Origin of the sequence: Adhaeribacter swui, assembly GCF_014217805.1 — a bacterium.
GTDB classification, from domain to species: domain Bacteria; phylum Bacteroidota; class Bacteroidia; order Cytophagales; family Hymenobacteraceae; genus Adhaeribacter; species Adhaeribacter swui.
On sequence record NZ_CP055154.1, the window covers coordinates 53,518 to 76,392 of the forward strand.

23 protein-coding genes are annotated in these 22,875 nt (G+C 43.3%); 18 read left to right on the top strand and 5 right to left on the bottom strand.

Annotation, left to right across the window (positions count from 1 at the left end; genetic code table 11):
* The first annotated feature begins 86 nt into the window (after positions 1–86).
* The gene (locus tag HUW51_RS00265) at positions 87–527 is read left to right on the top strand and encodes a tellurite resistance TerB family protein (protein ID WP_185269906.1); all 441 of its coding nucleotides are present in this window, start codon (positions 87–89) and stop codon (positions 525–527) included.
* A 2-nt stretch (positions 528–529) separates the two neighbouring features.
* Positions 530–925, top strand: coding sequence for a hypothetical protein (locus HUW51_RS00270; RefSeq protein ID WP_185269907.1), 396 nt, complete (start codon positions 530–532; stop codon positions 923–925).
* 168 nt (positions 926–1,093) lie between these two features.
* On the opposite strand, the gene HUW51_RS00275 is transcribed toward HUW51_RS00270, so the two are convergent.
* The gene (locus HUW51_RS00275; RefSeq protein ID WP_185269908.1) at positions 1,094–2,242 is read right to left on the bottom strand and encodes a M43 family zinc metalloprotease; all 1,149 of its coding nucleotides are present in this window, start codon (positions 2,240–2,242) and stop codon (positions 1,094–1,096) included.
* Between the two features lie 290 nt (positions 2,243–2,532).
* Here HUW51_RS00275 and HUW51_RS00280 point away from each other — a divergent pair, with 290 nt between their 5' ends.
* From HUW51_RS00280 to HUW51_RS00300, 5 genes are all read left to right on the top strand, one after another.
* Entirely contained in the window at positions 2,533–2,751 is a 219-nt protein-coding gene (locus HUW51_RS00280; protein ID WP_185269909.1) for a hypothetical protein, read from the top strand.
* Positions 2,752–2,889: 138 nt separating this feature from the next.
* Positions 2,890–3,516 carry a porin family protein gene (locus tag HUW51_RS00285; RefSeq protein WP_228466565.1) on the top strand — a complete coding sequence of 209 codons (627 nt, stop codon included), beginning with the start codon at positions 2,890–2,892 and terminating at the stop codon, positions 3,514–3,516.
* A 451-nt stretch (positions 3,517–3,967) separates the two neighbouring features.
* A complete protein-coding gene (locus tag HUW51_RS00290) occupies positions 3,968–4,885 on the top strand; it encodes an alpha/beta fold hydrolase (protein ID WP_185269911.1) in 918 nt (305 codons plus the stop codon).
* 720 nt (positions 4,886–5,605) lie between these two features.
* Positions 5,606–5,857: a hypothetical protein gene (locus HUW51_RS00295; RefSeq protein ID WP_185269912.1), complete on the top strand. Its 252-nt coding sequence runs from the start codon at positions 5,606–5,608 to the stop codon at positions 5,855–5,857.
* Positions 5,858–5,881: 24 nt separating this feature from the next.
* Complete coding sequence (locus tag HUW51_RS00300; RefSeq protein WP_185269913.1) at positions 5,882–6,148, top strand: hypothetical protein; 267 nt, start codon at positions 5,882–5,884, stop codon at positions 6,146–6,148.
* A gap of 430 nt (positions 6,149–6,578) precedes the next feature.
* Here the strand turns inward: HUW51_RS00300 and HUW51_RS24820 are convergent, their stop codons facing one another.
* Together HUW51_RS24820 and HUW51_RS24825 are read right to left on the bottom strand one after the other, a co-directional pair.
* A complete protein-coding gene (locus HUW51_RS24820) occupies positions 6,579–7,967 on the bottom strand; it encodes a TonB-dependent receptor (RefSeq protein WP_317175598.1) in 1,389 nt (462 codons plus the stop codon).
* Positions 7,964–8,842, bottom strand: coding sequence for a TonB-dependent receptor (locus HUW51_RS24825; protein WP_317175599.1), 879 nt, complete (start codon positions 8,840–8,842; stop codon positions 7,964–7,966). The genes HUW51_RS24820 and HUW51_RS24825 overlap by 4 nt, the downstream gene beginning before the upstream one ends.
* Positions 8,843–9,419: 577 nt before the next feature.
* On the opposite strand from HUW51_RS24825, the gene HUW51_RS00310 reads away from it, so the two are divergent.
* The 3 genes from HUW51_RS00310 to HUW51_RS00320 all read left to right on the top strand — a co-directional run bounded on the left by HUW51_RS00310 (position 9,420) and on the right by HUW51_RS00320 (position 14,726).
* The gene (locus tag HUW51_RS00310; RefSeq protein ID WP_394353930.1) at positions 9,420–11,834 is read left to right on the top strand and encodes a DUF4331 family protein; all 2,415 of its coding nucleotides are present in this window, start codon (positions 9,420–9,422) and stop codon (positions 11,832–11,834) included.
* Between the two features lie 68 nt (positions 11,835–11,902).
* Positions 11,903–13,252, top strand: coding sequence for a tetratricopeptide repeat protein (locus tag HUW51_RS00315; RefSeq protein ID WP_185269915.1), 1,350 nt, complete (start codon positions 11,903–11,905; stop codon positions 13,250–13,252).
* Positions 13,253–13,643: 391 nt separating this feature from the next.
* Entirely contained in the window at positions 13,644–14,726 is a 1,083-nt protein-coding gene (locus HUW51_RS00320; RefSeq protein ID WP_185269916.1) for an NAD(P)-dependent alcohol dehydrogenase, read from the top strand.
* Positions 14,727–14,819: 93 nt separating this feature from the next.
* Here HUW51_RS00320 and HUW51_RS00325 read toward each other — a convergent pair whose 3' ends face one another.
* Both HUW51_RS00325 and HUW51_RS00330 read right to left on the bottom strand, forming a co-directional pair.
* Positions 14,820–15,926, bottom strand: coding sequence for a catalase family protein (locus HUW51_RS00325; RefSeq protein WP_185269917.1), 1,107 nt, complete (start codon positions 15,924–15,926; stop codon positions 14,820–14,822).
* 108 nt (positions 15,927–16,034) lie between these two features.
* Positions 16,035–16,805, bottom strand: a complete 771-nt coding sequence (locus HUW51_RS00330; RefSeq protein ID WP_185269918.1) for an alpha/beta hydrolase — start codon at positions 16,803–16,805, stop codon at positions 16,035–16,037.
* Positions 16,806–17,332: 527 nt separating this feature from the next.
* Here HUW51_RS00330 and HUW51_RS00335 point away from each other — a divergent pair.
* The 8 genes from HUW51_RS00335 to HUW51_RS00365 all read left to right on the top strand — a co-directional run bounded on the left by HUW51_RS00335 (position 17,333) and on the right by HUW51_RS00365 (position 22,700).
* Entirely contained in the window at positions 17,333–18,490 is a 1,158-nt protein-coding gene (locus tag HUW51_RS00335) for a zinc-dependent alcohol dehydrogenase (protein WP_185269795.1), read from the top strand.
* Between the two features lie 37 nt (positions 18,491–18,527).
* A complete protein-coding gene (locus HUW51_RS24450; protein ID WP_228466548.1) occupies positions 18,528–18,995 on the top strand; it encodes an alpha/beta hydrolase family protein in 468 nt (155 codons plus the stop codon).
* Positions 18,992–19,663 (top strand): alpha/beta hydrolase, encoded by a 672-nt coding sequence (locus HUW51_RS24455; RefSeq protein ID WP_228466550.1) that lies wholly within the window; start codon positions 18,992–18,994, stop codon positions 19,661–19,663. Before HUW51_RS24450 ends, HUW51_RS24455 begins: the two co-directional genes overlap by 4 nt.
* Positions 19,664–19,754: 91 nt before the next feature.
* Positions 19,755–20,552, top strand: coding sequence for an SDR family NAD(P)-dependent oxidoreductase (locus tag HUW51_RS00345; protein WP_185269796.1), 798 nt, complete (start codon positions 19,755–19,757; stop codon positions 20,550–20,552).
* Positions 20,553–20,721: 169 nt separating this feature from the next.
* Positions 20,722–20,916, top strand: coding sequence for a hypothetical protein (locus HUW51_RS00350; protein WP_185269797.1), 195 nt, complete (start codon positions 20,722–20,724; stop codon positions 20,914–20,916).
* Between the two features lie 58 nt (positions 20,917–20,974).
* Positions 20,975–21,040, top strand: a complete 66-nt coding sequence (locus HUW51_RS00355; RefSeq protein WP_394353931.1) for a hypothetical protein — start codon at positions 20,975–20,977, stop codon at positions 21,038–21,040.
* Between the two features lie 272 nt (positions 21,041–21,312).
* Entirely contained in the window at positions 21,313–21,528 is a 216-nt protein-coding gene (locus HUW51_RS00360) for a hypothetical protein (RefSeq protein ID WP_185269798.1), read from the top strand.
* A gap of 644 nt (positions 21,529–22,172) precedes the next feature.
* Positions 22,173–22,700, top strand: coding sequence for a DUF6933 domain-containing protein (locus HUW51_RS00365; protein ID WP_185269799.1), 528 nt, complete (start codon positions 22,173–22,175; stop codon positions 22,698–22,700).
* The last annotated feature ends 175 nt before the right edge of the window (positions 22,701–22,875 follow it).

Sequence of the window (22,875 nt, forward strand, 5' to 3'; positions counted from 1 at the left end):
CAAAGACTTAAAGATTGTCCGCAATGGCCTAATTGTAATTAAAGCCAATATGCTAATTTAACTGCTTAATAATAAAATGGAAATATATGGGACTTTTTGAAAAACTAAAGAATTCTGTAGAATCGAGTGAAGTAAAAAGAAAAAAAAGCCATTTAAAAAATCTTTATTCTATTGCTCTAGCTGATGGCAATTTTACGAACAGAGAATTCGACTTTATGCTTGCAGTGGCTAGTAAATTATATTTAGATCCATCAATAGTTCAGCATGTAGTCAATTTTCCTGATGATATTGCATTCTATATTCCAAATCATGACAGAGAAAAGCTAGACCAAATCTATGATTGCGTTTGTATGTCCGCTATTGATGGTGAAATTAGTGAAAGGGAACTTAGTATTTGTAAGCTAATCTCGGCAAAAATGGGCTTTCGACCAATTGTTGTAGATTACATATTAGAACATATTCATGAGAGTATAATCAAAGGTATTGCTTCGGAGATCGCTTTAGAAAAACTTTTAAAAGAATTATAATTATGGCTGTTAAAGTTATCGTATCTAGATACCATTTTACTAAGCCTAATTTAATGTCTGAAAAAGAATACATTTCTTATAAACAGATATTTCAAGTAGAGCCACTATATAACTTAGCTCCCAAAAGTCAATTTTGGAACGAATTTGCATTAATCAAATATTGCCTAATAACTTTCATTCTGGGGATGGGGTTAACTTACATTTGGGATTCGTTGGCTTTCATTCCAGTTATAGCATTTTTCGTTTTAATAATGGGCTTAGTTAGTGGGATTGCCGGATCTATGCTAAATTATATAAACATGTCATCTGCAAGAAAGAAGTATTATGATGAATTAAGAGATATTATAAAGACTTCTTCTACTTATGAAGAATATTGTAGCCGCTTCAGAACATTATAAATTACCACCCATTACTACATTTATACTACATGCTTCGGCCAACTGCCTTACATGTTGTCTATACAAGTTATTCTATTTAACATAACATTAGTTATAAGGATAAATTTATGCAATCTTCCTAGAGTACTTTGTTAAATGAACTTTATTAAAAATCATTATACCGGTTTTTTATGGAATAGGCAAATAATACGGATGGTCAATAGTCTGGCGCATAAAGGATACCTGATCCCGGGTAAAGGAAGTTTGTTTGTTGTAATAATCCATAACATTAGTGGAACGGAAGGGCAAACCCTGACAATCAATTTTTAAGTCACTCGGGCTCTTTGGATCTGGTGGCAGATGGCGGGGTGTATCCTGAATATTACCAAAAGAAGGAGCCGGTGACTCGGAACAACCGGTATCAAAGGGATGCTTTAAATTCAGGAAATGACCCAGTTCATGGGCTACTACCCCCGCTACAAAGGCATTTTCGTGAATATAGACTGCTGGAATAGCATAATCAGGGGCAATTTGTTTATTGATCTCTTCACAAGATGAATTATTTGAATCAGTTATAATTCCAGGCGAAAAACTAGCGGAGTAACCTTCCGGTATGGCATTTTTGAACCAGTTCACCCCCACAATAATGTTTAAGTAATTCTTGATGCACCAACTATGTAATATGGAGGTGGCCTTAGCTTTTGCTGAATCCACTGTACTAGGCATGGAATACTCTAATCGATTAAGGCCCGCTTGAGCTAGTGGGTGACCTTGGGGATCTTGGGTAGCCAGATAAAATTCGATATAGGCATCGGCTACATTTGGGTTAAGGCTATCCTGCCGATTGCGGTACATCTTATTGACTTCCTTCATCATCATTGATAAGGTTATATCTAAATCAGGGTAATCTACATCAGTGGGCAGGTGAAAAATGAGCGGCAACTTGACCACCGGATACGTCTTTGCCGGACGGGCGGTTATCGGGTAAGCCGCACTCCGTAAATCACCCAGTTGGGCTTCCAGGATAACCGTTTGTGGCTGCTTGCTGGAAAAATACTGGTTATCAGGCTGCAAAACACCGTTGGCAAAAAGCTGAATTTTGCTTCCTTTAGGTGGGTTATAACTGGTCAAGCCATTCTTATCGGTTATCTGATAGTAAACAGGTAACTGACTAAGGGTGTCCGCATTGACAAATTTAACGAGCGTTTGAATACGAATACTCTGGAGATTAGCTAAGTCTAAGGAGGGTATTTTCTGGGGTTCTTCCTCCTGTTCACAGGAAAGTAACAAAAGCAGGCTTATAATACTAAAGAGCTTACTTACACGAAAACGACGCATGCACTCGCTAATTCAAAAAAGATGGATAGAGCAGCAGATAAAAGTTATTTAATATAGTATACAAGAACCTTTGCGGAAACCGATATGCTATAAAATTCTCAATAGGAAACCTTTGCTTCACAAATTACTAAAATATTTAAATATTCCTTCCTCAGAACCCTCGTATTTTACATAATCGCGATTATGGGACAAAATTGAAGCAGTATCTTTACTGTAATATTTTATTGAATCTGTAAGGATAAATCATATAAAATCAGCACCTTTAACTATCTCCTCTAACAACAATTAGTATGAAATTTAATTATAGCCGTTTTGGCTTTACTCATCTTGTTGTAACTTATATAATCGTGAAGGTAGTACATTACTTGGTCGGGTTCCACTACAATCCTTTCCAAGAAGGTTTACTTACCTATAAACTCTTAATCGATATTAGCTCCTGGGGGATGGTTGCTGCCCTAACTTACTTTTTGTTCAAGCAGTTATTGCCCGAAAAGAACAAGTTCATTTAACGCATAAAGGAAAGTTAGAGTAACCAGAGTCTATTTACTACTGGCTATTCTATCTTCTTGGCCCAAGAAAATAAATATTGTAGCATTCTATATAGAAGTAAGATGTTTCACGTTAGGAGGAAAACTCTTCTCTATCTTATGAAAAAATGCTGCTTATTGGTTGGCTTTTTATTGGGCAATATTGCCTGGAGCTATGGTCAAACCTCCTTTGGTATTAAAGGAGGAGTAAACCTGACAAATGTGGATTTTCAGAAATCCAGAGGTGCCGATTATCAAACGAAAGTTCGCTTTAACGTGGGAGCTTTATGGCAAAAAGAATTTAATGCAAAGCTTTTTGGACGAGCCGAACTGCTTTATTCTTTAAAAGGAACTACCATCGCGCTGGATAATGCTTTTTTTAGAGGCAAGGGTATTGATGAGTACCATTATCTTAATCTGCCTCTATTAGCTGGTTATCACCTTACCCCTAAGTTTTCTTTTGTGCTAGGACCAGAATTAGGCTATTTAGTCTATGGGCGCGAAAACTTCGGGGATAATCCTAAAAACATTACCGCGGCTTGCAATAAATTTGACTTGGCGGTTGCGGCTGGAATCAGTTATAAAATCAAACCTTCCTTAGACTTAGAAGCGCGGTACAGTTACGGTTTCAACAACATTCTTTCCTATACCGATTATGATGCTAATGGGCAAGTGGTAGCGCAAGTTAATGATGGCCAAAATCGGGTTTTACAGGTGGGAGTAGTTTATTATTTCTCTAAGAAGTAGCAATAAGTAGGACTGTTTCACTTATTTATTCCTCTGGCTTGATCCTCATTATTTAACTAGGAAAGTAGTATCAAGAACACTTCTCATCATTCAAAATAAAAACATGATTGAGGAGATGCTTATTTAAGACAAATAAAGCACACAAAAGACCTGGTAGTACCAGGTCTTTTTGCATCCCAATATTCCGTCGTTTCGCGAGACGTTTGGTCAACCTATATCCGGACAAGACAGACAAAGCACGGCTACTTACCATTAAGCTAGTTGATAAACTAACATTGTAATTTTAAAGGAGAATAAACTTAACAGGACTATCGTTTACCGACTGCAAGGAAGAGGCCCTTCGTAGTAATGATCCTTCCTTGCGCTTATCAACTGCTACACCAACTTGACTGTCCCGGACTCCGTAAATAGTCCTAAGCTAGTACGTCATAGCTCCTAATTCCATTATTTTATGAACATGCACTGCATTCGTCGCGGCACCGGTAAGCCGCTATTACTTATTCACGGAATTGGCGGTAGCTCGCGTTCCTGGCTTCTTATCATGAATGCCCTAGTTGAAGCGGGTCGGGAAGTTATTGCCGTTGACTTACCGGGCCACGGGGCTACCCCTGCTTTGCTCGGGGAAGTATCTATCCGTACTCTGGCTGATGCCGTTACAGATTTTCTGAAAAAACAAGATTTATTGGGTATTGATGCGGTAGGTAGTTCCATGGGTGCCCGTCTGGTACTAGAGCTAGCTCGACGCGGGGGAATAGTAGGCGCCGTTGTTTCCTTGGACCCCGGCGGATTTTGGCGGGGCTGGGAGATACCTTTTTTTTATTATTCAGTGGCTACTTCCGTGCGCCTAGTGCGGTTATTGCAACCGGTTATGCCAACCCTCCTGGGAAACCCCATTGGCCGTACGGCCCTATTGGCTCAGTTTTCTGCTCATCCCTGGCAATTACCGGCGACCTTGGTAGGCGACGAGATGCGCACTTTTGCCAGCTCCCCTTCTTTTGATGAACTATTAGACCAATTAGCTCACGGAGAGCGGCAACAAGGGGCTCCTCAGGGAACCATTAAGCAACCATTGGTTATTGGCTGGGGCCGGCAGGACCGAGTTTGTCTTCCCCGGCAAGCCACTCGGGCTTTAGCTGCTTTTCCCGACGCTCACCTGCATTGGTTTAATGATTGCGGCCACTTTCCCCAGTGGGATGCCCCTACCCAAACAGTGCGCCTGGTGCTAGCCGTAATTAATGGTGAATTGCTATTTGATGGATTACCGGCTCAAAGCACTCAACGAACTTCTCCTCGTAAAATATTCTTTAAGCTGGCAATTGGGTTGGTGTTGATTGCGAGTGTTATTGGGCTTTTCCGACGAAAAAAATAACGATTTAGCTTGGTGAAAGGCCAAACTAACTGCCACTTGCTTTTTCCAGCTTAAATGTCTTCCCTATCAGAATATACTTAGTTTGCACAAAAGCTAAGGACTCATCGCGAGTTTTGTGGCGGCTTGAGTCTTTTGCCTACTTTTTCCTTGAGGAGAAAAGTAAGGCCTAGCTACCGCGGCAAAAGCCAATAGAATGCTATAGCTTTTTTGCTTGCTAAAACACACATAAATCATAAGAATATAACTTGACTATGTACTAGAATACAGTATTATTTAACTCATCTCATCTCATCAACCATAACTTGAACTTGATTAATTAGATGCTACTTTGAGATAGCTATTCTGCCAAAAAGACCTGCTACCATCAAGTTTTTTTTTATTTTTATTCCGCCGTTTCCGGAGATAGGTTGGTCAACCTGTTGCCGGATTAGACAGGTCCAACAACACGTTTTAACCAGTGAATCGCCCATCTATTTAATTCAAAACTTTTTTAATCCCGAGCAAGCACTCACCTGGCTAACAGGAGCAGCCCTTCCACTCAGCCTGAAAACCTCTTCCCTAAAGTAGAGGAGAGAAGAATTAAAATCACCCGTTTTTCCATACGTACCTGGTATTAAGTTACTATTTTTTTGCATAAAATACGGATTTTAGGGGAATATAGACAACCAAAAACCAAGGGGGAGTAAGCATATAATAAGTCCTACAAGTTTAGGAAGGTTAATGATGATGACAACGCTCTTGTATTCGGTGGAACCCTTAACCTGGCATTTATTCCAGCCGGTGGAATCCTTGACCCAAAAGGAGTGCATTCATAACATCTTATTTCTCAAGTACCTGCTCCACAAAGAACCGAATGCCCGGGTCCGGCAGCGAATCCACTACGATCTGGATCAATTAACGGATCACCTGTTACACTTACTCGATCAAGCCCAGATGCCCTTAGCGGGAGAAATCCGTTGCCCACTTTTTTGATTCTTTCCCTTTGAACTGCTCGCCATGAACCTGGTTACTTTCCATCATAAAAACATCGAACAACGCGCGGAGCTGGTAAGTCAGAAAGGCATTTACTTAGCTTCTCGGCAGGATGCTTTTTATAGCTATCATTTATTTTATGTCCAACAATTATTTGTGGAGGTAACCCAAAAAATTCCGGGCAATGACTTAATTCTGATTCGGGGCTTTATTAATGTTTTTAGCTTATCCGCTTACCTGGACTTAATCGATATTAGCGCCCTGGACCGGGATGGAAACGGACTTTTTTAAAAGCATTTCGTCTGCGCAAGTGCGGCAAGGAAGGTCTTCTTAGAAGTTTGATTTGCTTTCCAAAATGACTTCTTAATCCTTGTTGAATGAGCACAAAAGAGGCCACTGTACTGAGCAAAACCAGTAACACCACCGCCAATAAAGGGACCACCTGGAACAAGACCATACGCTAGCGTACGGAGTCCAGTTGTAAAAGTCACTGATAATCAATATTTTATTTTACATCTTACTATCTAGCGTACTAGGCCAAATACTACAAGATCAGGGAGCAAGAATAAGTTATTTTACATATAAGTTCATTTATGTAAAATAACTTATATGTAAAATAACTTAAATGCAATCTCAGAAAAATGGTCATTTTGGAGAAATTACGACTTATGATTCGTCCTACAATTTCTAGACCTGTTCTGAAAAAAATTGACTAATCTACTTACCAAAACAAACTCCAGCTTAAACGGGCAAAGAAGGGGGTTCCGGGTGTAAAATGGATTTCGTTAACGGGTGCGGTTTCAGTTAGCAAACGGCTCTCAGTGGCAAATTGCGTTTCCTTCCAGCGATTGTTGAACAGATTTTGCACCGATAATCCTATCTGCTGCTTTTTAAAGCTATAATTTGCTTGTAAATCACTCACCAAATATCCTTTCGCAACTAAAGAATTATCCTCATTAGCAGGCCGGTCCGCCATATAGCGATAACGTAAAGAACCACTAAACCGACCTAATCCTTGCCAGCTAAGTCCACCGGCCGAAGTTAAAACAGGTGCTAAGGGTAAGTAGTCCTGGCCTTCCGTTTCACCTAATGCGCGCGGCTTAGCCGTACTTACATCCGCATCGAGGTATAAATAATTGGTAAGCTGATACCGCAAGGAGAAATCAATTCCTTGGCGCCGGGATTGACCACTAGGCTCTACCACTCCTTCATCCCCCACGTAGATAAATTCCTGCTCCAGCCACAAGTACCAAGCAGCCGCATTTACCAGTAACCTAGGAAAAGGCTTCCAGATAACTCCCAAATCACTGCCGTAAGCAGCTGGTAAAATCCGGCGCCCATTCTGGGGGACTACCACTCGGGTATCGTTGGAGTGAAAGCCTTTGCCCGATTTTAAATAAATTTGCAGTTGTGCGGAAGGCGTATAATATAAGTTCAGCTTAGGCGAAATAATAGTCGTCGAGGCCTGCGCCTTACTGGCAGGATTGAATAGTAAGTCTTCGTACTGGTTGCGAAAGACATCGATGCGGACGCCAGCATTGGCGGTAAAACGGGGAGATAAGGGTAACGTTTCATTGACGTAAATGCCCGCATTGATTTCGTGGATGTTACCGAATTGATATTGTTCTAAGGTTTTGTTGCGGTTCTTGGTATGAGAGAGCTCCGTTTCCTTGGTTAGATCCTGTCGGTATTGGATGCCCACCGTAGTAGTTAATTCTTTGCTACCAACTGTTATATTATTGGTAAAGCTACCATTGTAGCCCCATAAATGCCGGTTTTCTTTTTGACGAATTTGGTCCCCATTGATAGAATCTGCCCGGAAAAAGGTAAAGTTAGAATAGAGTTCAAAATCATATTTGCCGTAAAATAGTTGGTGCCTAATAACACTATTGTTCGGAGTTACCGTGACTAACTCCGCATTCAGATTCGTGCGGCTAGTTTCTCCCCCTTCATTGGGGTCAATAGAACCAAAATAGCCAATGAGACCGGTTGCTACTGCTCGGTCCGGAATTTGGCCGGAATGATTCCATTTACTATAAAAAGTGGATCCGGTAAGCGTTAGCCGGGTTGCTTCCGAGAGATGCCCGTGATATTTACCGAATAAATTCAAACGATTAAATTTTTGGGATTATCAAAGTACCCGTTCGAAAAAGAATACTCCGAAGCAATATAGGCGGATTGTTGTTTTTCTTTTCCCCGTTGTCCCAGTAAATCAAACAAACCGACGCTCCGGTAAGAATCATATTGGCCGGCTTCCAGCTTGACCATATTGCTATCGATGGTGCTCCGAGTTTTGAAGTTAACGTAACCAGCCGTAGCTAGATTACCCTGACTAGCTTGATAAGGGCCTTTACCGAATTCGACGTTCTGAATGAGTTCCGGAATCACAAAATGTAAATCGGCGTACCCTTGGCCGTGGGCGTGGGATACCATGTTAACCGGCATGCCGTCCACACTTAAGCGAATATCGGTGCCGTGATCCAGGTCAAAGCCGCGGAGAAAGAGTTGCTCAGCTTTGCCTCCACCAGCGTGCTGGCCGATAAATAATCCCGGTACCAGCCGGAGGATTTCTTGGGAATTAGTAATGGGCCGAAGTTTAATATCGAGGCTACTAATTAATTGCTGGTCTTCGGTTTGCGGCAAGGAAATAGTTACTTGGCTCAACTCAATGGCCGTAGGTAATAGTTTGGTAACTATTAGCGAGGCTTGATCTTCCTGGACGGCTACGCTAAGGGTTTGCCGCACATATCCTAGGTGCGAAATTTCTATCTGGTAGATGTCGGCCGCTAAGTTATCAAACCGGTATTTCCCTAAGGTATTGGTATAAACAATTTTTTGGAGGCCTTTAAGAGTAACGGCCACGTTTGACAAGGGCTGATCATTTGTGTTGTTCACGATTGTTCCCGTAATGCTACCGCCCAAATGCGCATAAGCAACGAAACGAGAGAGTAACAAGCCAAAAATTAGGAGTAGCGTTTGTTTCATAAACATGATTCTTAAATAAAATACAACTATGTAAAAGCGAGTATGTGGTCCCTTGGGCTCTTAGTTTCGTAGGGAGTCCGGATCAACAATTCAAACAGAACGGAAGTAAAAATAATGGTATGATCTACGAAGTCTAGGAGGTCCTTGGTTTTCCAGGAGAAGGAGCTTAGAATATCTATATCTGGGAATAATCAACTTTGAAGCGTTATCTAGTTAGATCATTTCACATAAGGCTATAAGTACTTTTATATAAGATAGTTGGTTATTGTCCCAGGAAAACAGGCGTTTACGGAGACTAATTGGTCAACCTATTTCCGAACCAGACTTAAAAAAAGCAACACCAAGAGAGAATATTTTCTAATTTTTAGAAGCAGCTCACTTCCCAAAATCTGCATTCTTGAGTCAGAAATCCCTATTTTCTAATTTTTAAATAATTTATATAACTATTTTCCTAAACGAAGCAATCCAGCAACAAAGCTACTTCGTATAAGCTCTTTACATTCCGTTAATAATCAATCGATTATTTAATCTCCTGCATTTCTTTACAACTAGTAAACTTTAAAACAAGCTTATGAAAATGTTTACCAAGTCTGGCCTGCTGAAATCCGGGCTGGTAGTGGCGGCTGTGGCCTCCCTATCCGTATTTGCGACGCGTTACAATTACCTGGAATCTTCCAGTCACCGGGAAGCGCCCATCATTGCCAATGATCCGCTGGCCGATAATACCGACGTGTATGCGTTCCGCAACCCTCGGAACAAAAACAACATGGTATTAATTGCCAATTATATTCCTTTTCAACATCCGCACGGTGCTCCTAACTTTTACAGCTTTGGGGAGCACATTGCTTACGACATCCACATTAAAAACGATGCTAGTAAGAAAGAAGATGATATCTTGTACCGGTTTGAGTTTAAATTAACCAACGAAGACCCAACTACTCACTTTTACATCCGGTTAGGGAAGCAAAACCAGAAAAACACCTATACTTGTAAAAAAAGTACGGATGGTGGTAAAAGTTTTACCACCATCATCAGCAATGGTGTAGTACCCCCTTACAATGTAGGCCCACGCAGTATTCAAAGTGCCGTTGGTTTAAACAGCAACTACGATAAACTGATGCAAGGTGCTATTATGACGGCTAGCACCGGCGAAAAAGTTTTTTGCGGCCCGGTAGACGATCCGTTTTTTGTGGATATTGGCGGCATTGAAGATTTAGGTAACGTCCGGTCGAACAAACCGGTGGACGGCTTAAAAAGATTAAATGTGCACACCATTGCCATGGACATTCCCATCGAAATGTTGAATAAAGAAGGCCAGAAAGTTAGTCAGGCCTGGAGCATTCTGGATCCTGATTTTATTATCGGGGTTTGGGCTTCGTCCAGCCGACGGAAAATTACCGTACGTAATAGCAATGGTGAAGACAAACACGAAGGCGAATACGTGCAGGTTTCCCGTTTAGGTATGCCGCTCACGAACGAAGTTATCATTCCGATTGGTAGAAAAGACGAATGGAATAGAGTTTCTTCTAATAAAGATTCTAAAGAATTTGAGCAATACTTTACTAATCCGGAGCTGGCGCTGTACATGGATGATTCAAAATTCGGGAAAGCGGTGCCGGGTTTAGCGCCGTTGCGTATTCAAACCAAATCACTGGGTAAGTATGACTTCCGGAACGGAGCCGATGGTTTATATTCTTTGTTAGGCAATCCCGCTACTAAAGGTACCGCCCTAGATACTAAATTGTTCGGTAATTATTTACTCCGTGATAACGAACCCCGCTCCGTAGATTTACTGCCCATTTTCATGACGGGTGTACCCAACCTTCCACCTTACCAACTAGCTACCGGTAAAAAGGATGGTAATCCGTTGGCTGCTGGTAAACCATTTATCAATAACTTTTTACCTACCTTCGGCGATATGCTCCGGGTTAATATGTCCACCCCGGTCACTACCCGTGAATCGCCGGACTTTAGCAGTTTAGGTTTAATACAAGCCGCCGTACTAGGCTTAACGGACCCGCGGTGGAATAAAACCAAGTTTGTCCAGTTCATTCCGAATATGGATGGCTTCCCGAACGGACGTCGTTTAGAAGATGACGTGGTACGCATTGAATTGCAAGCCGTAAGCGGCGTTGTATTAGCGGCAATTGGTTTAGGCTACGACGATTATGATATAAAAGCCGGAGCAGGAGTAATTGGCGACGTGGAACAACAACACAACAGCGATCCTATCCTCATTACCCCACCGGCCGGAACCATTATCACCGACATCCGCTCCGCAACTTTTGGTACGGGTAAAGGCAGCAGTTACGATAATTTTAAATTTGATGCTAGTTGCCAGACAGATGTGACCGAAATCGTGCGCACTTATTACGCAGCCCGGTTAACCGACTTTGAACCCAACTATCAGATACCGGTAAACCGTAATGTTTTAGGTAATCCGTGTCCGGGTTCGGAGAAAAGCTTACTGGTTTTAGCCGATTATCGCACCCCAGCTAGTTTGGCTACCCAGAATTTAGTAAACGTTTTAACCTTTACTACCGGTGTCGAGAAAAACGATGCTCCCCTTCCTGGCAGATTTCCGTTTGAAGCCCAACCTTGGGAAGGGTTTTCCTACGGCGGCCACGGCAACGAGAATGGCAGTGGCAACATTGACCCTAGTCCAAGCGCCAGCGTAGCTCCCTACCAAGCACCAGCCAGCATGAATTTAGGCACGCCGGATGTTATGCTGAAACAACTAGAAGGCTTCCCTAATCCGAGTCGGGATAAAACTACCTTCCGGTACCACATCGGGCAACCTTCGGATGTAAGCTTACATATTTACAATGCGAACGGCAACTTAGTAGCCACTCCGGTGAATAAGGAACCAAGAGCTGCCGGTACATACGAGGTATCGGTAGATGTAAGCAAGTACAAAGGGGGAATTTACTACGCCCGCGTGGTAAACGGCGCACAATCTGACCAAACCTTAAAATTTGTAGTTTCTAAGTAAAATAATTATTGAATAAAGGTCAGGCAAAGTGCCTGACCTTTATTCAATAAAAAATATGACTCGTTATTATGAAAAAAAACTACTTCTATACGGCTAGCCTAGTATTATTGGTGGTAACAGGCATTGTACTCTTTCAAAAATACCAGAATGTTTCGGAGCCTATTCCGCCGCTCCGCGAACGCCAAGGGCCTATTTCAACCACAAGTGAGTGGCTAAACACAAAAGCCGCGATCCAGGGTTTGCAGCGCAAACTACGCGAGAAGCCCGGCGATTTAAAAAGTAAATTGTTATTGGCTTTAGCCTACATGCAGGAAGCCCGCATTACCGGCGAGCACCCTTACTACTATCCGGCGGCTCTCCAGTTAGTGGAAGAAATTTTGGACCGAGAACCGGATGATCAGGTATTGGTATACGAGGCTACCGTGGCCAAAGCTACCATCCAATTATCGCTTCACCAATTTGAAGCGGCCCTGAAAACTGGGAAAGCCGCCTTACAGATTAATAACCAAGGCGCGGCTGTTTATGGGGTATTATGCGATGCTAACGTAGAATTAGGCCATTACGAAGAAGCTATTGTTATGGCGGATAAAATGGCTTCCTTACGGCCAGACCTGAAATCGTACTCGCGGGTATCGTACTTGCGCGAAATCCATGGCGATATGCCTGGCGCTATCGAAGCTATGCAACTAGCCATAGATGCCGGCTTTCCCGGTTTAGAACAAACCGCCTGGGTTACGGTAACCTTGGGCAGTTTGTACGAAAAGACCGGCGACCTAAAAAATGCCGAAGCGCAGTATAACAAAGCCTTGGCGCAATCGTCCAATTACGCTTTTGCCTTGGGCGGCTTAGGTCGTTTAGCTGTTAAACAAAAAGACTATCAGACCGCCGAACAAATATTTACGCAGGCTGCAGGCATTATTCCGGAATTTTCTTTTCAAGAAGAACTGGTCCGGCTTTACCAACAACAAAATAAAATTATTAAAGCTAAAGCTACCATGGAAGAATTACTAGAAGGGCTGGAAGAAGATCAGGCTGCTGGTCACGTGGTAGACTTAGAATTAGCCAACATCCACCTGCAATTAGGCAAAGACCCTGATAAAGCCCTTGTTTACGCCATGAAAGAATACAAACGACGTCCTGATAATATAGATGTATGTAAAGCTTTGGCTGAGATTTATTATCAAAAACAGGATTATAAAACGGCTGCTACTTACTTAAAGAAGGCCACCCGCACCAGTAGTCAGGATGCCGGATTGGTTTGCTTGGATGGTTTAGTTAAATTTCATTTGGGTGACCAGATAAATGGCACTCACCTTATTCAAAAATCCCTGGCTCTTAACCCCTACCAAAATACCACGCTTAGTACCGAAGGCCGCAATTTAGTGAGTAAAGCGATCTCTAAAATTTTATTCCATTAACGATATACGGCTTTGGCAAATTCCATTAAAAACAACCAAGTATGAAGTGATGGAAGTCGGCAACGAACCACACCGTTGCGTTAGCTACGCCATCACTTTATCTTTATATATTGTTTCTGGAGTTGGTCTAGAAAAGCGGCATAGTTCATTTGTTTAACTGCGTTAGACCTCCTTTTCTATTCTGCCAAGTAAGTCTTATAAGTACGAATATGTAAAATAGCTCAATATAATCTCCTAACAATGGCTGTTTTCCAGACGTTTGGTCCATGTATTTTGGAACAAGACAGACTATTCATGCTACCATTACGGACTTGATTTATTTTTCATTCAACCACAACCTAGACTTAATCTGACGAGTAGAAAAGCAAGTCTGTCAAGTAAAAAACAAGCTATGAACCCATTACCAGCCAAAGGATACGGAGCTACGGGCTCCTTTTTTAGTGAACTAAAACCCCTAAACTTCGAGCGAAAAGCACCCCAAGCCGATGAGGTTTTAATAGATATTTTATATACCGGGGTTTGTCATTCGGATTTACACCAGGTGAAAAATGACTGGGGCAATACCATCTATCCTTGCGTACCCGGCCACGAGATCATCGGCAAAGTAGCCCAAGTTGGTGCGGCGGTCACCAAGTTTAAAGTCGGCGATACCGTTGGGGTGGGTTGCATGATTGATTCCTGCGGGGTTTGCCCTTCCTGCGCCGAAGGAGAGCAGCAGTACTGCGAAGGTCCGGTAAGTTGGACGGCCACTTACAATGGGTACATGAAACCCGATGGCAGCGGTTTTAACACCTTTGGCGGTTACTCCGACAAAATTGTGGTCAAAGAATCCTTTGTATTAAGGATACCGGCAGCCTTGGACATTAAGGCGGCTGCCCCCATTCTTTGCGCCGGAGTGACAACGTACTCCCCGCTAAGACACTGGCAGGTAAAAGCCGGGGATAAAGTAGCTGTAGTTGGTTTAGGTGGTTTAGGCCACATGGGCGTGCAGCTAGCCAAAGCCATGGGCACAGAAGTAACCGTAATTACCACCTCCAAGGAAAAACAAGCGGATGCCGAAAAATTAGGCGCGCACCAGGTGTTATTTTCAGAAGATACCGAAGCGATGAAGGAGCATGAAAGCGCTTTTGATTTTATTTTGAATACCATTCCGGATGCCTATGACATCAACGATTATATAAGTCTTTTGAAAAGAGACGGCGCCATTGTAGCCGTGGGGGTACTAGCGCCTTATAAAAAACCCACGAACAATATGGAAGTAGCCATGCACCGCCGGACGGTAGCCGGTTCATTAATTGGGAGTATTCAAGAAACCCAGGAAGTATTAGACTTTTGTGCCGAACACCAGATTTTACCCGAAGTAGAAATTATTCCTATCCAGGAAATAAATCAAGCGTTCAAACGCATGCAGCAGAAAGACGTGCATTACCGGTTTGTTATTGATATGCAATCTTTAAAAGAGGAAAGTAATTAGCTTGCCGGAGTTATTTCCATAGTGCCGCCATAGCTACCAAGATTCAAAGAAACTTACCGCTACTACTGGGAGTAGCGGTAAGTTTCTTTTGAACTAATCCGGTAGTTGATTGATGTCGCGGGGTTCTAAGCGGATTTGGGCATTCATCTCGTGCCGGTACCGGCTAGAAGTTTCGTAGGCCAAACGTCTGGCCCGGTTGATGGAACCTAAAGGCTGGTGTTCCGGTAAACAATGAAACGGATTAAACGAAAGCACATCGTCGGCAAACACTCGCCGCGCCGGACTATAGGCCTCTTGCGCCGGAATCACGATCCTCCCGATGGGTTGATACGGGCTTAGTGCTTTGGGCCATTCTACGGAGGCATCTTCCACGGGCATGGTATGCAGATCGGTACAAAGCTGGGCCCGTAACTCGTACTCGGCCCCTTGCTGGCGGAAAAAATCCACGACCACGTCTCGCCAGGTTTCCGCATCTTCTACTTTCAATTCTTGCTTAGCTAAAGCTTGCACATTGCCCGATAGGGGCGCCGCACTAATCTTAGCCACGTAGTCCCCGTACCGGAAGGCTCCCATAGAGTGGAAGGTTTCCCCCAGTATGTGATAATGCGGATGCCCTGGTCCAATCGGGTTGATTTGCGGATCCACGCCCACGGCTTGCAATGCTTTATTGGCAACCCGCGACACAGCCGATAATGCCTCCTGGAAAGCTTCCGGCGTATGGGCGAGTTTCTCTAGTTTGAGCTGCATGTCATGGTAGCTTTTGATGTCGCCCGTAGGGATCACGGGATCACTCACCAACAAGAAATCTTGGGTGACCTCGTCTGCTTTATCCGGCAGAAACTTGCGCCCTTCCACGCCGATTACCTTTATGGCAAATCCCTTGAAAGTTGATTGTTTATCCGAACCCAGCGCGCCCGGGGCGGAAGACAAACGAATTATCACGGGGTACGTGCGGGCTTGCTGGAATAATCCTTGTGCCAGATGGCTGGGTAAATTAGGGTAGATGTGAAGCTCCCCCCGGAGTACGCCGTGGCTTTTAGCATGTGCATCCCGGATGGCGTGGCGGTGCTTGTCGAACATATAGCGGTTCAACCGGTTCATCGAAGCCACTGTTTCTTCCGTTAATTGCTGTTCATCGGGTTGGGTTTCTTCCACCCCGCTGTCGAAGCGGACGTAAGAAGCAGGTTGAGTGATAGACATAGGGACGATTGCTTTAGTAGGAAAAAGATAAACGCTCTCTTGCTTAATTAATAAGGTTGTACAATCCGGTAAGATTTAAATCCCACTTATACTGTCAGGAGAACTGATTTAAGAAAGGTCCTGGGCCTCTAACCAGTTATAGACGTACTCGGCTACTTCTTCCCAGCCCGGCTCACCGCAGATAAAATGACTCCGGTTGGCAAATTCCTGCAATGCCGTTACACTATTCGGATCGGTATAGCCTCGGACGTTTTTCTCGTTTAAGTGCGGGGGGACGATCTGATCTTTCTCGCCAGCGATAAACAGCAAGGGCACGTGCGGCAAGTCCAGATCTACCCGGCCCGCCTCGCCCATACAATCCCGGAACACGTTGCGGCTATCGTGCGTCGCGTACTGCTCGAACGCCGCAGTTGCCGCGGCTTCATTCAAGGTATTGGCAAATGAAGCGTGAAAGGTCTCGGCGTCCATGTAAATAGGCGCATTGCCTTTTAAGGGATTGGCGATGGTAGCGCTGTTTTTGACAAAGCTCCAGTCCAGATCTACCATCGCGTTCGGGGCTACGGAGTCGATGGGCACCCCGGCTGCAATCAGCTCCCGGTTGGCCAGTAATTGCACGATTAAACCGCCTACGGAATGGCCAATAACAATGGGCTTGGCTTCTTGTTCCAACACTACGCATTCTACGGCTTCCACCACCTCATTTAATTCTAAATCACCCAATCCGGCCGGTGGATTCTGCCGCAACTCCGCGGGTTCACCTGCGTGTAAGGGCCAGGCCGGCGCCAGGCAGTTATAGCCTCGCTGAGTAAAGTAGTTCATCCAATTACCCCAGCTTTTAGGGTTCTGAAACATGCCGTGCACAAAAATGATCGTTTTCATAGTTTTATAATAGGTGTAGTCTATAAGGGTTCTTGTAAGGAACCTTGCTAAAAGCGAGATAAGGTAGGCGTATCATCCGTCTCGGGAATCATCGCCTCCCAGAAACTATCATCGTCGCTACAACTAAGCATTAAGGCGGTAAAACCAGTAAGTAAGAGAAGAGATTTAAGCCAAATTTTCATACGTTAGATTTATTAAACAGTAAAATTATCCGCTCCCCTCTTTCATTCGAAAATTGGAGGTATTTGCGACTTGCAGGATAAAGAAATCTTTACCTCGGGATACCAACAAACTTTCAAGGGGAAGGGTTAACAACCGTACGCATAAAATAAAAACTAGGATTTAGCCCAAAATGATTCTAAGAAACTAAAAAACAAAATTCAGTATTTATACTTACATATTAGTCACTTATACATCTAATATTCCGTATAAATAGCATTTATTTTTCCGTCTAGTAACCTCGTCATTTGGAAACTGGTAAAAGAGCTTATTGTCCTTTTTCCAACCTTCAACTCTCAACAAAAACAATGAAAGCGCTTGTATTTCACAAAATTAACGATGTTCGGGTCGACACCGTAGACGATCCTAGTATTGAAGATAGCCGCGATGCCATTATCCGGGTGACCTCTACGGCTATTTGCGGTTCCGATTTGCATATCCTGGACGGCTTTGTTCCCCAAATGAATAACATGGTGCTGGGCCATGAGTTTATGGGAATTGTCGAAGAAGTAGGATCGGGAGTAGGAAATTTAAAAAAGGGGGACCGGGTAGTTGTTCCTTTTCCGATTGCCTGCGGCAGTTGCTTTTTTTGTACTCACAAATGGCCCACGCAGTGCGAGAACTCAAATAAAAATTACGGCCCGGATGGTGGCTTAATGACCGAGAAAGGTGCCGCTTTGTTTGGCTACACCGATTTATACGGCGGCATTCAAGGCGGGCAAGCCGAATACGTGCGAGTACCCTACGCTGATTTTGGTCCCCGGATTGTACCGGACGAACTCACGGACGAACAAGTCTTATTTCTAACGGATATTTTCCCGACGGGCTGGGCCGCCGCGGATTGGGGTCGCATAAAAGGCGGGGAAACGGTAGCTATCTTCGGGGCCGGACCAGTCGGGATTATGGCGGCTAAATCGGCCTGGATTATGGGAGCAGGTCGCGTGGTGAACATCGATGTGCAGCAGTACCGCTTAGAGATGGCCAAAAAAGCGGCTAACTCTGAAACTATTCTGTGGGAAAGTGAAGACCAGGTGGTAGAAATTATCCGCGGCATGACCGAAGGTAGAGGCGCTGATGTGTGTATTGATGCCGTGGGCATGGAAGCCGACCGCAGTTTGCTGGAAAAAGCCAAAGCCGTGATTAATTTTGAAAAAGGAACTACTAAAGTACTGGAAACATGCATGCGGGCTGTTCGCCGGGCCGGAGTAGTGAGCGTAGTAGGTGTTTACGGCGCTCCGTACGATAACTTCCCGCTGGGTCGTTGGTTCGATAAAGGCATAACGTTAATGGGCACCCAAGCCCCGGTGCAAATATACATTGACCATTTGATGAACCTGGTGCAAACCGGCCAAGTAACCCTCAACGACATTATCACGCATACTTTGCCTCTATCCGAAGCACCGCATGGCTACGATATCTTTAAGAAAAAAGAAGACAACTGCGTCAAAGTAGTGCTTAAACCTTAACCATTTACCTAATATTTTTTATTCTTACAACCCATAAATGAACACTAACCCCAACACCCAACCCAAGAAGACCAATATCCCTTTTATAGATAAAGGATTACGACTACTTTCTATTTTCACCATTTTTGGCCTGGTATTATCTCTATCAGCTTGCCAGGACGATGATGAATCTAATACCGGCATTGATCCTTCTAAACCCAAACCCGAGTGGGGACCGACCATTAAACCCGAAATGCAGGCCGTGATCGAAGCCCTGGATAGTTTATCTAAAGGCGTACCCCTGAATACCCTTACGCCGCAACAAGCCCGTTTAGCTCCGACCGCCACCGACGCGGTAATGGCCGTCATGAAAAACAATAACATTGCCATGCCGCCTTCCCTGGTGGATACCATGGGTTACTCCGTACCCGTTACCGGCGGCAGCATTCACGTACGGAGTTACAAACCCAAGAACGCTACTAGTGCTTTACCGGGTATTGTGTACTACCACGGGGGGGTTGGGTGATTGCTACCATTAACACCTACGATGCCTCCGCCCGGGCTTTAGCCGAACAAACCAATGCCGTGGTTGTTTCAGTGGAGTACCGCAAAGGACCAGAGTTCAAGTTTCCCACGGCTCATCAAGATTCTTACGCCGCTTATTTGTGGACGATCCAAAATGCCGCTACGCTCGGCATTAATCCGACCAAGATTGCCGTAGCGGGCGAAAGTGCCGGCGGTAATTTAGCATCGACTGTTTGCCTGATGGCCCGGGACAATAACGTCCAGCTGCCTGTGCACCAGTTGTTAGTTTACCCCATCGCCGATAATAATACCAATACGACTTCTTACAACCAGTACGCTAATGCTAAGCCGTTGAGCAAACCTTTAATGCAATGGTTCTTTACCCATTATTTCAATACGCCAGCCGATGGGGATAGTCCTTACATCTCCCTGGTGGATGTAGCGACCGTAACCGGTTTACCCGCCGCCACGGTGATTAACGCCGAGATTGATCCGCTGCTCAGTGAAGGACAAGCTTACGCGGCCAAGTTAAAAGCAGCCGGAATCGCGGTAACTGCAAAGGTGTACGAAGGGGTAACCCACGAATTCTTCGGCATGGCCACGGTGGTGCCGCAGGCCAAAGAAGCCCAGAAACTAGCTACCGACGAACTTAAAAAAGCTTTGCAGTAAGGAATCGTGCCTACTACTGGGAATTTGTACTGGCTTAAGTAAATAGCCGAATTATTAATCAACTAGAAAAGTTTTAAAACTCGAATTTATTATGTCAACTAATCAAAAATATGCGCTTATCACCGGGGCTACGCAAGGTATCGGCTATGAGCTGGCTAAGTTATTTGCCCAAGATCAATATAATCTGGTGCTGGTAGCTCGCCATCGAGAGGAGCTAGACGCTAAATCGGCCGAGTTTAAACAACAATACGGTATCGACGTGATTACTATTGCGCAGGACTTAGCCCAGCGACAAGGACCTTTTCAGGTATACGAAACGGTAAAAGCGCAAGGTATTCAGGTGGATGTCCTGGTCAATGATGCCGGACAGGGGCAATACGGGGAGTTTGTGGATACGGATATTAACCGGGAACTGGAGATTGTGGACTTGAACATTGGCGCTTATCTCATCTTAACCAAATGCTTCTTAAAAGAGATGGTAGCCCGTAAAGAAGGTAAAATCCTGCTGGTTTCTTCCATTGCGGGGGAAGTACCCGGCCCCTTACAAGCCGTTTATCATGGCACGAAAGCCTTTGTTTCTTCTTTTACCGAAGCTATCCAGAATGAAACAAAAGATACGGGCGTAACCATTACCAAGCTATTGCCCGGGGCCACCGATACGGACTTCTTTAATAAGGCTGAGATGCAGCAAGCCAAGATGGTCCAAGAAGGCAGCAAGGCTGATCCGGCCGAAGTAGCCAAGGATGGCTATGAAGCGTTAATGGCCGGTAAGTTAGAAATAATTTCGGGTCTGAAAAACAAACTTACCGTCGCGGCGAGTAAGCTGCTACCCGACAGTGTAGTAGCCGAGAACATGCACCAACAGATGAAGCCGAGTACAAAGGAGTAAGTAAAAGTGTAGTACAGTAAATAGATTTAATTGTAAAGCAAACCCTTAACTAGGCGGACTAGTTAGGGGTTTCTTTTTCAAATTTTTTCCAGTCATTAATCCACTACGTAAGCTAGTCATTAAAAAATTTCTGTAAATAATACTGCATTTAAAAACAATCTATTTTTTCATGAAAACAGAACAAGAAGTCTTAGCTAAAATCCTAGCTTTAGAAGAAGAAAATAACCGTTCTCTAGCTGTTATTAGTTTAATTGAAAATCAAAATGAAATTAATCAGGAAGAAATGAGCAGACTGTTGGAGACACAAAATAACATTAAAAACAATCGAGCCGAAATTACAACCTTGCGTTGGGTAATTGATTAAATTCTATAGGGCTCAATTTGCAAGCTAACCCCAATCGGAAATTGCGAAGCGACTTCATATCCCTTTAGGCACGGTAAAAACGCGGACCAGGAAAGTCCTCCTAGTGTTAAAGGCATTACTGTAGTTAATAGAGCATATCTTTGTTATAAATTTATCAAAATCTATCAGGTGAACCGGTCATCGTTTTAAAAATTCGTATTGAGAACGCGTGAAGAGTTCTGTATTAGTTTAGCTCGTACTACAAAAATTTAGAAAGTAAGTGAACCAATAGCAGAATGTAGCAGTAATGTTTAATTTAGTATGAGCCAATTGCATCAGCGGTATTATAAATTTAAGTTTTAGCTTAATTCCAAGGCAACTTATGATATTGTTTACGCCCTATTTACCCTATCATTTATGAGTGAAGAATCATCGAAAGTTGCTTTAAGAAACTTAGTGGTACATGCCTGTACTTTCAACAACTACGAACCCTTAAGAACCTATGGGGTACTGGTGAAACAGGATCAGGTTAATACGTCACGTATTATTCTAAAATACAAAGATCAGGAATCCACCTGCATTAATGATCCGGAGAAGATTAAAGCTTGTTTGGAGAACTTACTTGGTTTATAAATTTTTGGCTCGATAACTTATATAAAATCCCATTTATTAAAATAAAACCATGCATAACCGGCATATCTTTGATATTCTATCTCATTCCCAGAAGGTAGAATATTTGCACGCGAATGCTACCTTTTTAGCTAAACGATCCACTCATAATTATAATATCGCTCTTTATTATCTCCACAACTATTACGTAGAATCCTTTTATTTTAAGAGGGACCACCAATGTGACTACATGGTAACGTTTCTGAGTACTTTATGGCTAAGTCCCTACTTAGATATAATTCAGCTGGATTTGATTGTTTAAGACTAAATATTAGGTGGAGAATAAATGTATATTTTATAAAAAGGATTAACTTATCTTGGTAAGTAAACTTGATTCGGCTAAAAAAATAAAGACATCATTACCGGTTTCATATACTGCCGATGGATGTTTAATAATTTTCCTATAACCACTTTTATGTAAAACAGGAGATTATTGTTCCCATTTCTTTCTGGACTAAACTATTTCTTTCACACTTAACATGTAATGTAATAAATTTACTACTCATACTTGTTCTTAATCTCAACAAACAATAATGAAATTATCCTTAATTTACATCCACCCTCTGGGACCGAGCAGGGCAGTTTACCCCCGGTAAAAACGAAAGCCTATGACCCAGATCTATCTTTCGGCTAAACTCCAAGCTTTGTTTCCAAGCCTTAACGAGGATACTGCCAGCTTTACTCAGCCCTCTGTGTTAGGAGATTGGAACGGACATGTATTTACGGTTCACCGCAGAAAATGCATCATATTGGTTAATAATATCTCTTACTATGCCGTGTTTCTGGTGGATATTCTGAAAAAAGATTTATGCCATTTTCCGGAGTTATTTCTAGATCAGCTGCTGCGACAGCTGACCTATGATAAAGTTATAACAGAAGGACAATATCGAGTCATAACAGCGCAGTTGGGTCAATTGCAGCTGAGGCGAACCAATAATGACCGGAAAGCGCTGGGAACCATCAATGAATTTATTTTCCTGTTTAAAGCCCATTGCGAGGGCCAAGCACTCGATAACCTAGATTGTTCGACTATTAACCATTATATAAACACTTCGCCGACTGGTGCCGGGCGAACCAGCCAGCGCCATTATGGAAACCCCATACAGGACATGAAAGATTTAATTATTCAGCTATAATGTTATCTTTCGACATAATGTAGCCTCTCTTAACTCTGGCATCTTGATAGAGGCTTCTAAAGCCTACGGAATAGTTTCTGGTAAACAGGTTGAAGGGGATAGATATAAGGTATAGGGTTCGGAAATCCTTGTTAAACAATAACCTTATTTCCTTGCATACTTTCTGTTATTTAGC

Excerpts from the sequence above, each read along its gene's own strand:
- HUW51_RS00265 (WP_185269906.1), top strand. The coding sequence starts at position 87 with ATGGGACTTTTTGAAAAACTAAAGAATTCTGTAGAATCGAGTGAAGTA.
- HUW51_RS00270 (WP_185269907.1), top strand. The coding sequence starts at position 530 with ATGGCTGTTAAAGTTATCGTATCTAGATACCATTTTACTAAGCCTAAT.
- HUW51_RS00275 (WP_185269908.1), bottom strand. The coding sequence starts at position 2,242 with ATGCGTCGTTTTCGTGTAAGTAAGCTCTTTAGTATTATAAGCCTGCTT.
- HUW51_RS00280 (WP_185269909.1), top strand. The coding sequence starts at position 2,533 with ATGAAATTTAATTATAGCCGTTTTGGCTTTACTCATCTTGTTGTAACT.
- HUW51_RS00285 (WP_228466565.1), top strand. The coding sequence starts at position 2,890 with ATGAAAAAATGCTGCTTATTGGTTGGCTTTTTATTGGGCAATATTGCC.
- HUW51_RS00290 (WP_185269911.1), top strand. The coding sequence starts at position 3,968 with ATGAACATGCACTGCATTCGTCGCGGCACCGGTAAGCCGCTATTACTT.
- HUW51_RS00295 (WP_185269912.1), top strand. The coding sequence starts at position 5,606 with ATGATGATGACAACGCTCTTGTATTCGGTGGAACCCTTAACCTGGCAT.
- HUW51_RS00300 (WP_185269913.1), top strand. The coding sequence starts at position 5,882 with ATGAACCTGGTTACTTTCCATCATAAAAACATCGAACAACGCGCGGAG.
- HUW51_RS24825 (WP_317175599.1), bottom strand. The coding sequence starts at position 8,842 with ATGAAACAAACGCTACTCCTAATTTTTGGCTTGTTACTCTCTCGTTTC.
- HUW51_RS00310 (WP_394353930.1), top strand. The coding sequence starts at position 9,420 with ATGTTTACCAAGTCTGGCCTGCTGAAATCCGGGCTGGTAGTGGCGGCT.
- HUW51_RS00315 (WP_185269915.1), top strand. The coding sequence starts at position 11,903 with ATGAAAAAAAACTACTTCTATACGGCTAGCCTAGTATTATTGGTGGTA.
- HUW51_RS00320 (WP_185269916.1), top strand. The coding sequence starts at position 13,644 with ATGAACCCATTACCAGCCAAAGGATACGGAGCTACGGGCTCCTTTTTT.
- HUW51_RS00325 (WP_185269917.1), bottom strand. The coding sequence starts at position 15,926 with ATGTCTATCACTCAACCTGCTTCTTACGTCCGCTTCGACAGCGGGGTG.
- HUW51_RS00330 (WP_185269918.1), bottom strand. The coding sequence starts at position 16,805 with ATGAAAACGATCATTTTTGTGCACGGCATGTTTCAGAACCCTAAAAGC.
- HUW51_RS00335 (WP_185269795.1), top strand. The coding sequence starts at position 17,333 with ATGAAAGCGCTTGTATTTCACAAAATTAACGATGTTCGGGTCGACACC.
- HUW51_RS24450 (WP_228466548.1), top strand. The coding sequence starts at position 18,528 with ATGAACACTAACCCCAACACCCAACCCAAGAAGACCAATATCCCTTTT.
- HUW51_RS00345 (WP_185269796.1), top strand. The coding sequence starts at position 19,755 with ATGTCAACTAATCAAAAATATGCGCTTATCACCGGGGCTACGCAAGGT.
- HUW51_RS00350 (WP_185269797.1), top strand. The coding sequence starts at position 20,722 with ATGAAAACAGAACAAGAAGTCTTAGCTAAAATCCTAGCTTTAGAAGAA.
- HUW51_RS00360 (WP_185269798.1), top strand. The coding sequence starts at position 21,313 with ATGAGTGAAGAATCATCGAAAGTTGCTTTAAGAAACTTAGTGGTACAT.
- HUW51_RS00365 (WP_185269799.1), top strand. The coding sequence starts at position 22,173 with ATGACCCAGATCTATCTTTCGGCTAAACTCCAAGCTTTGTTTCCAAGC.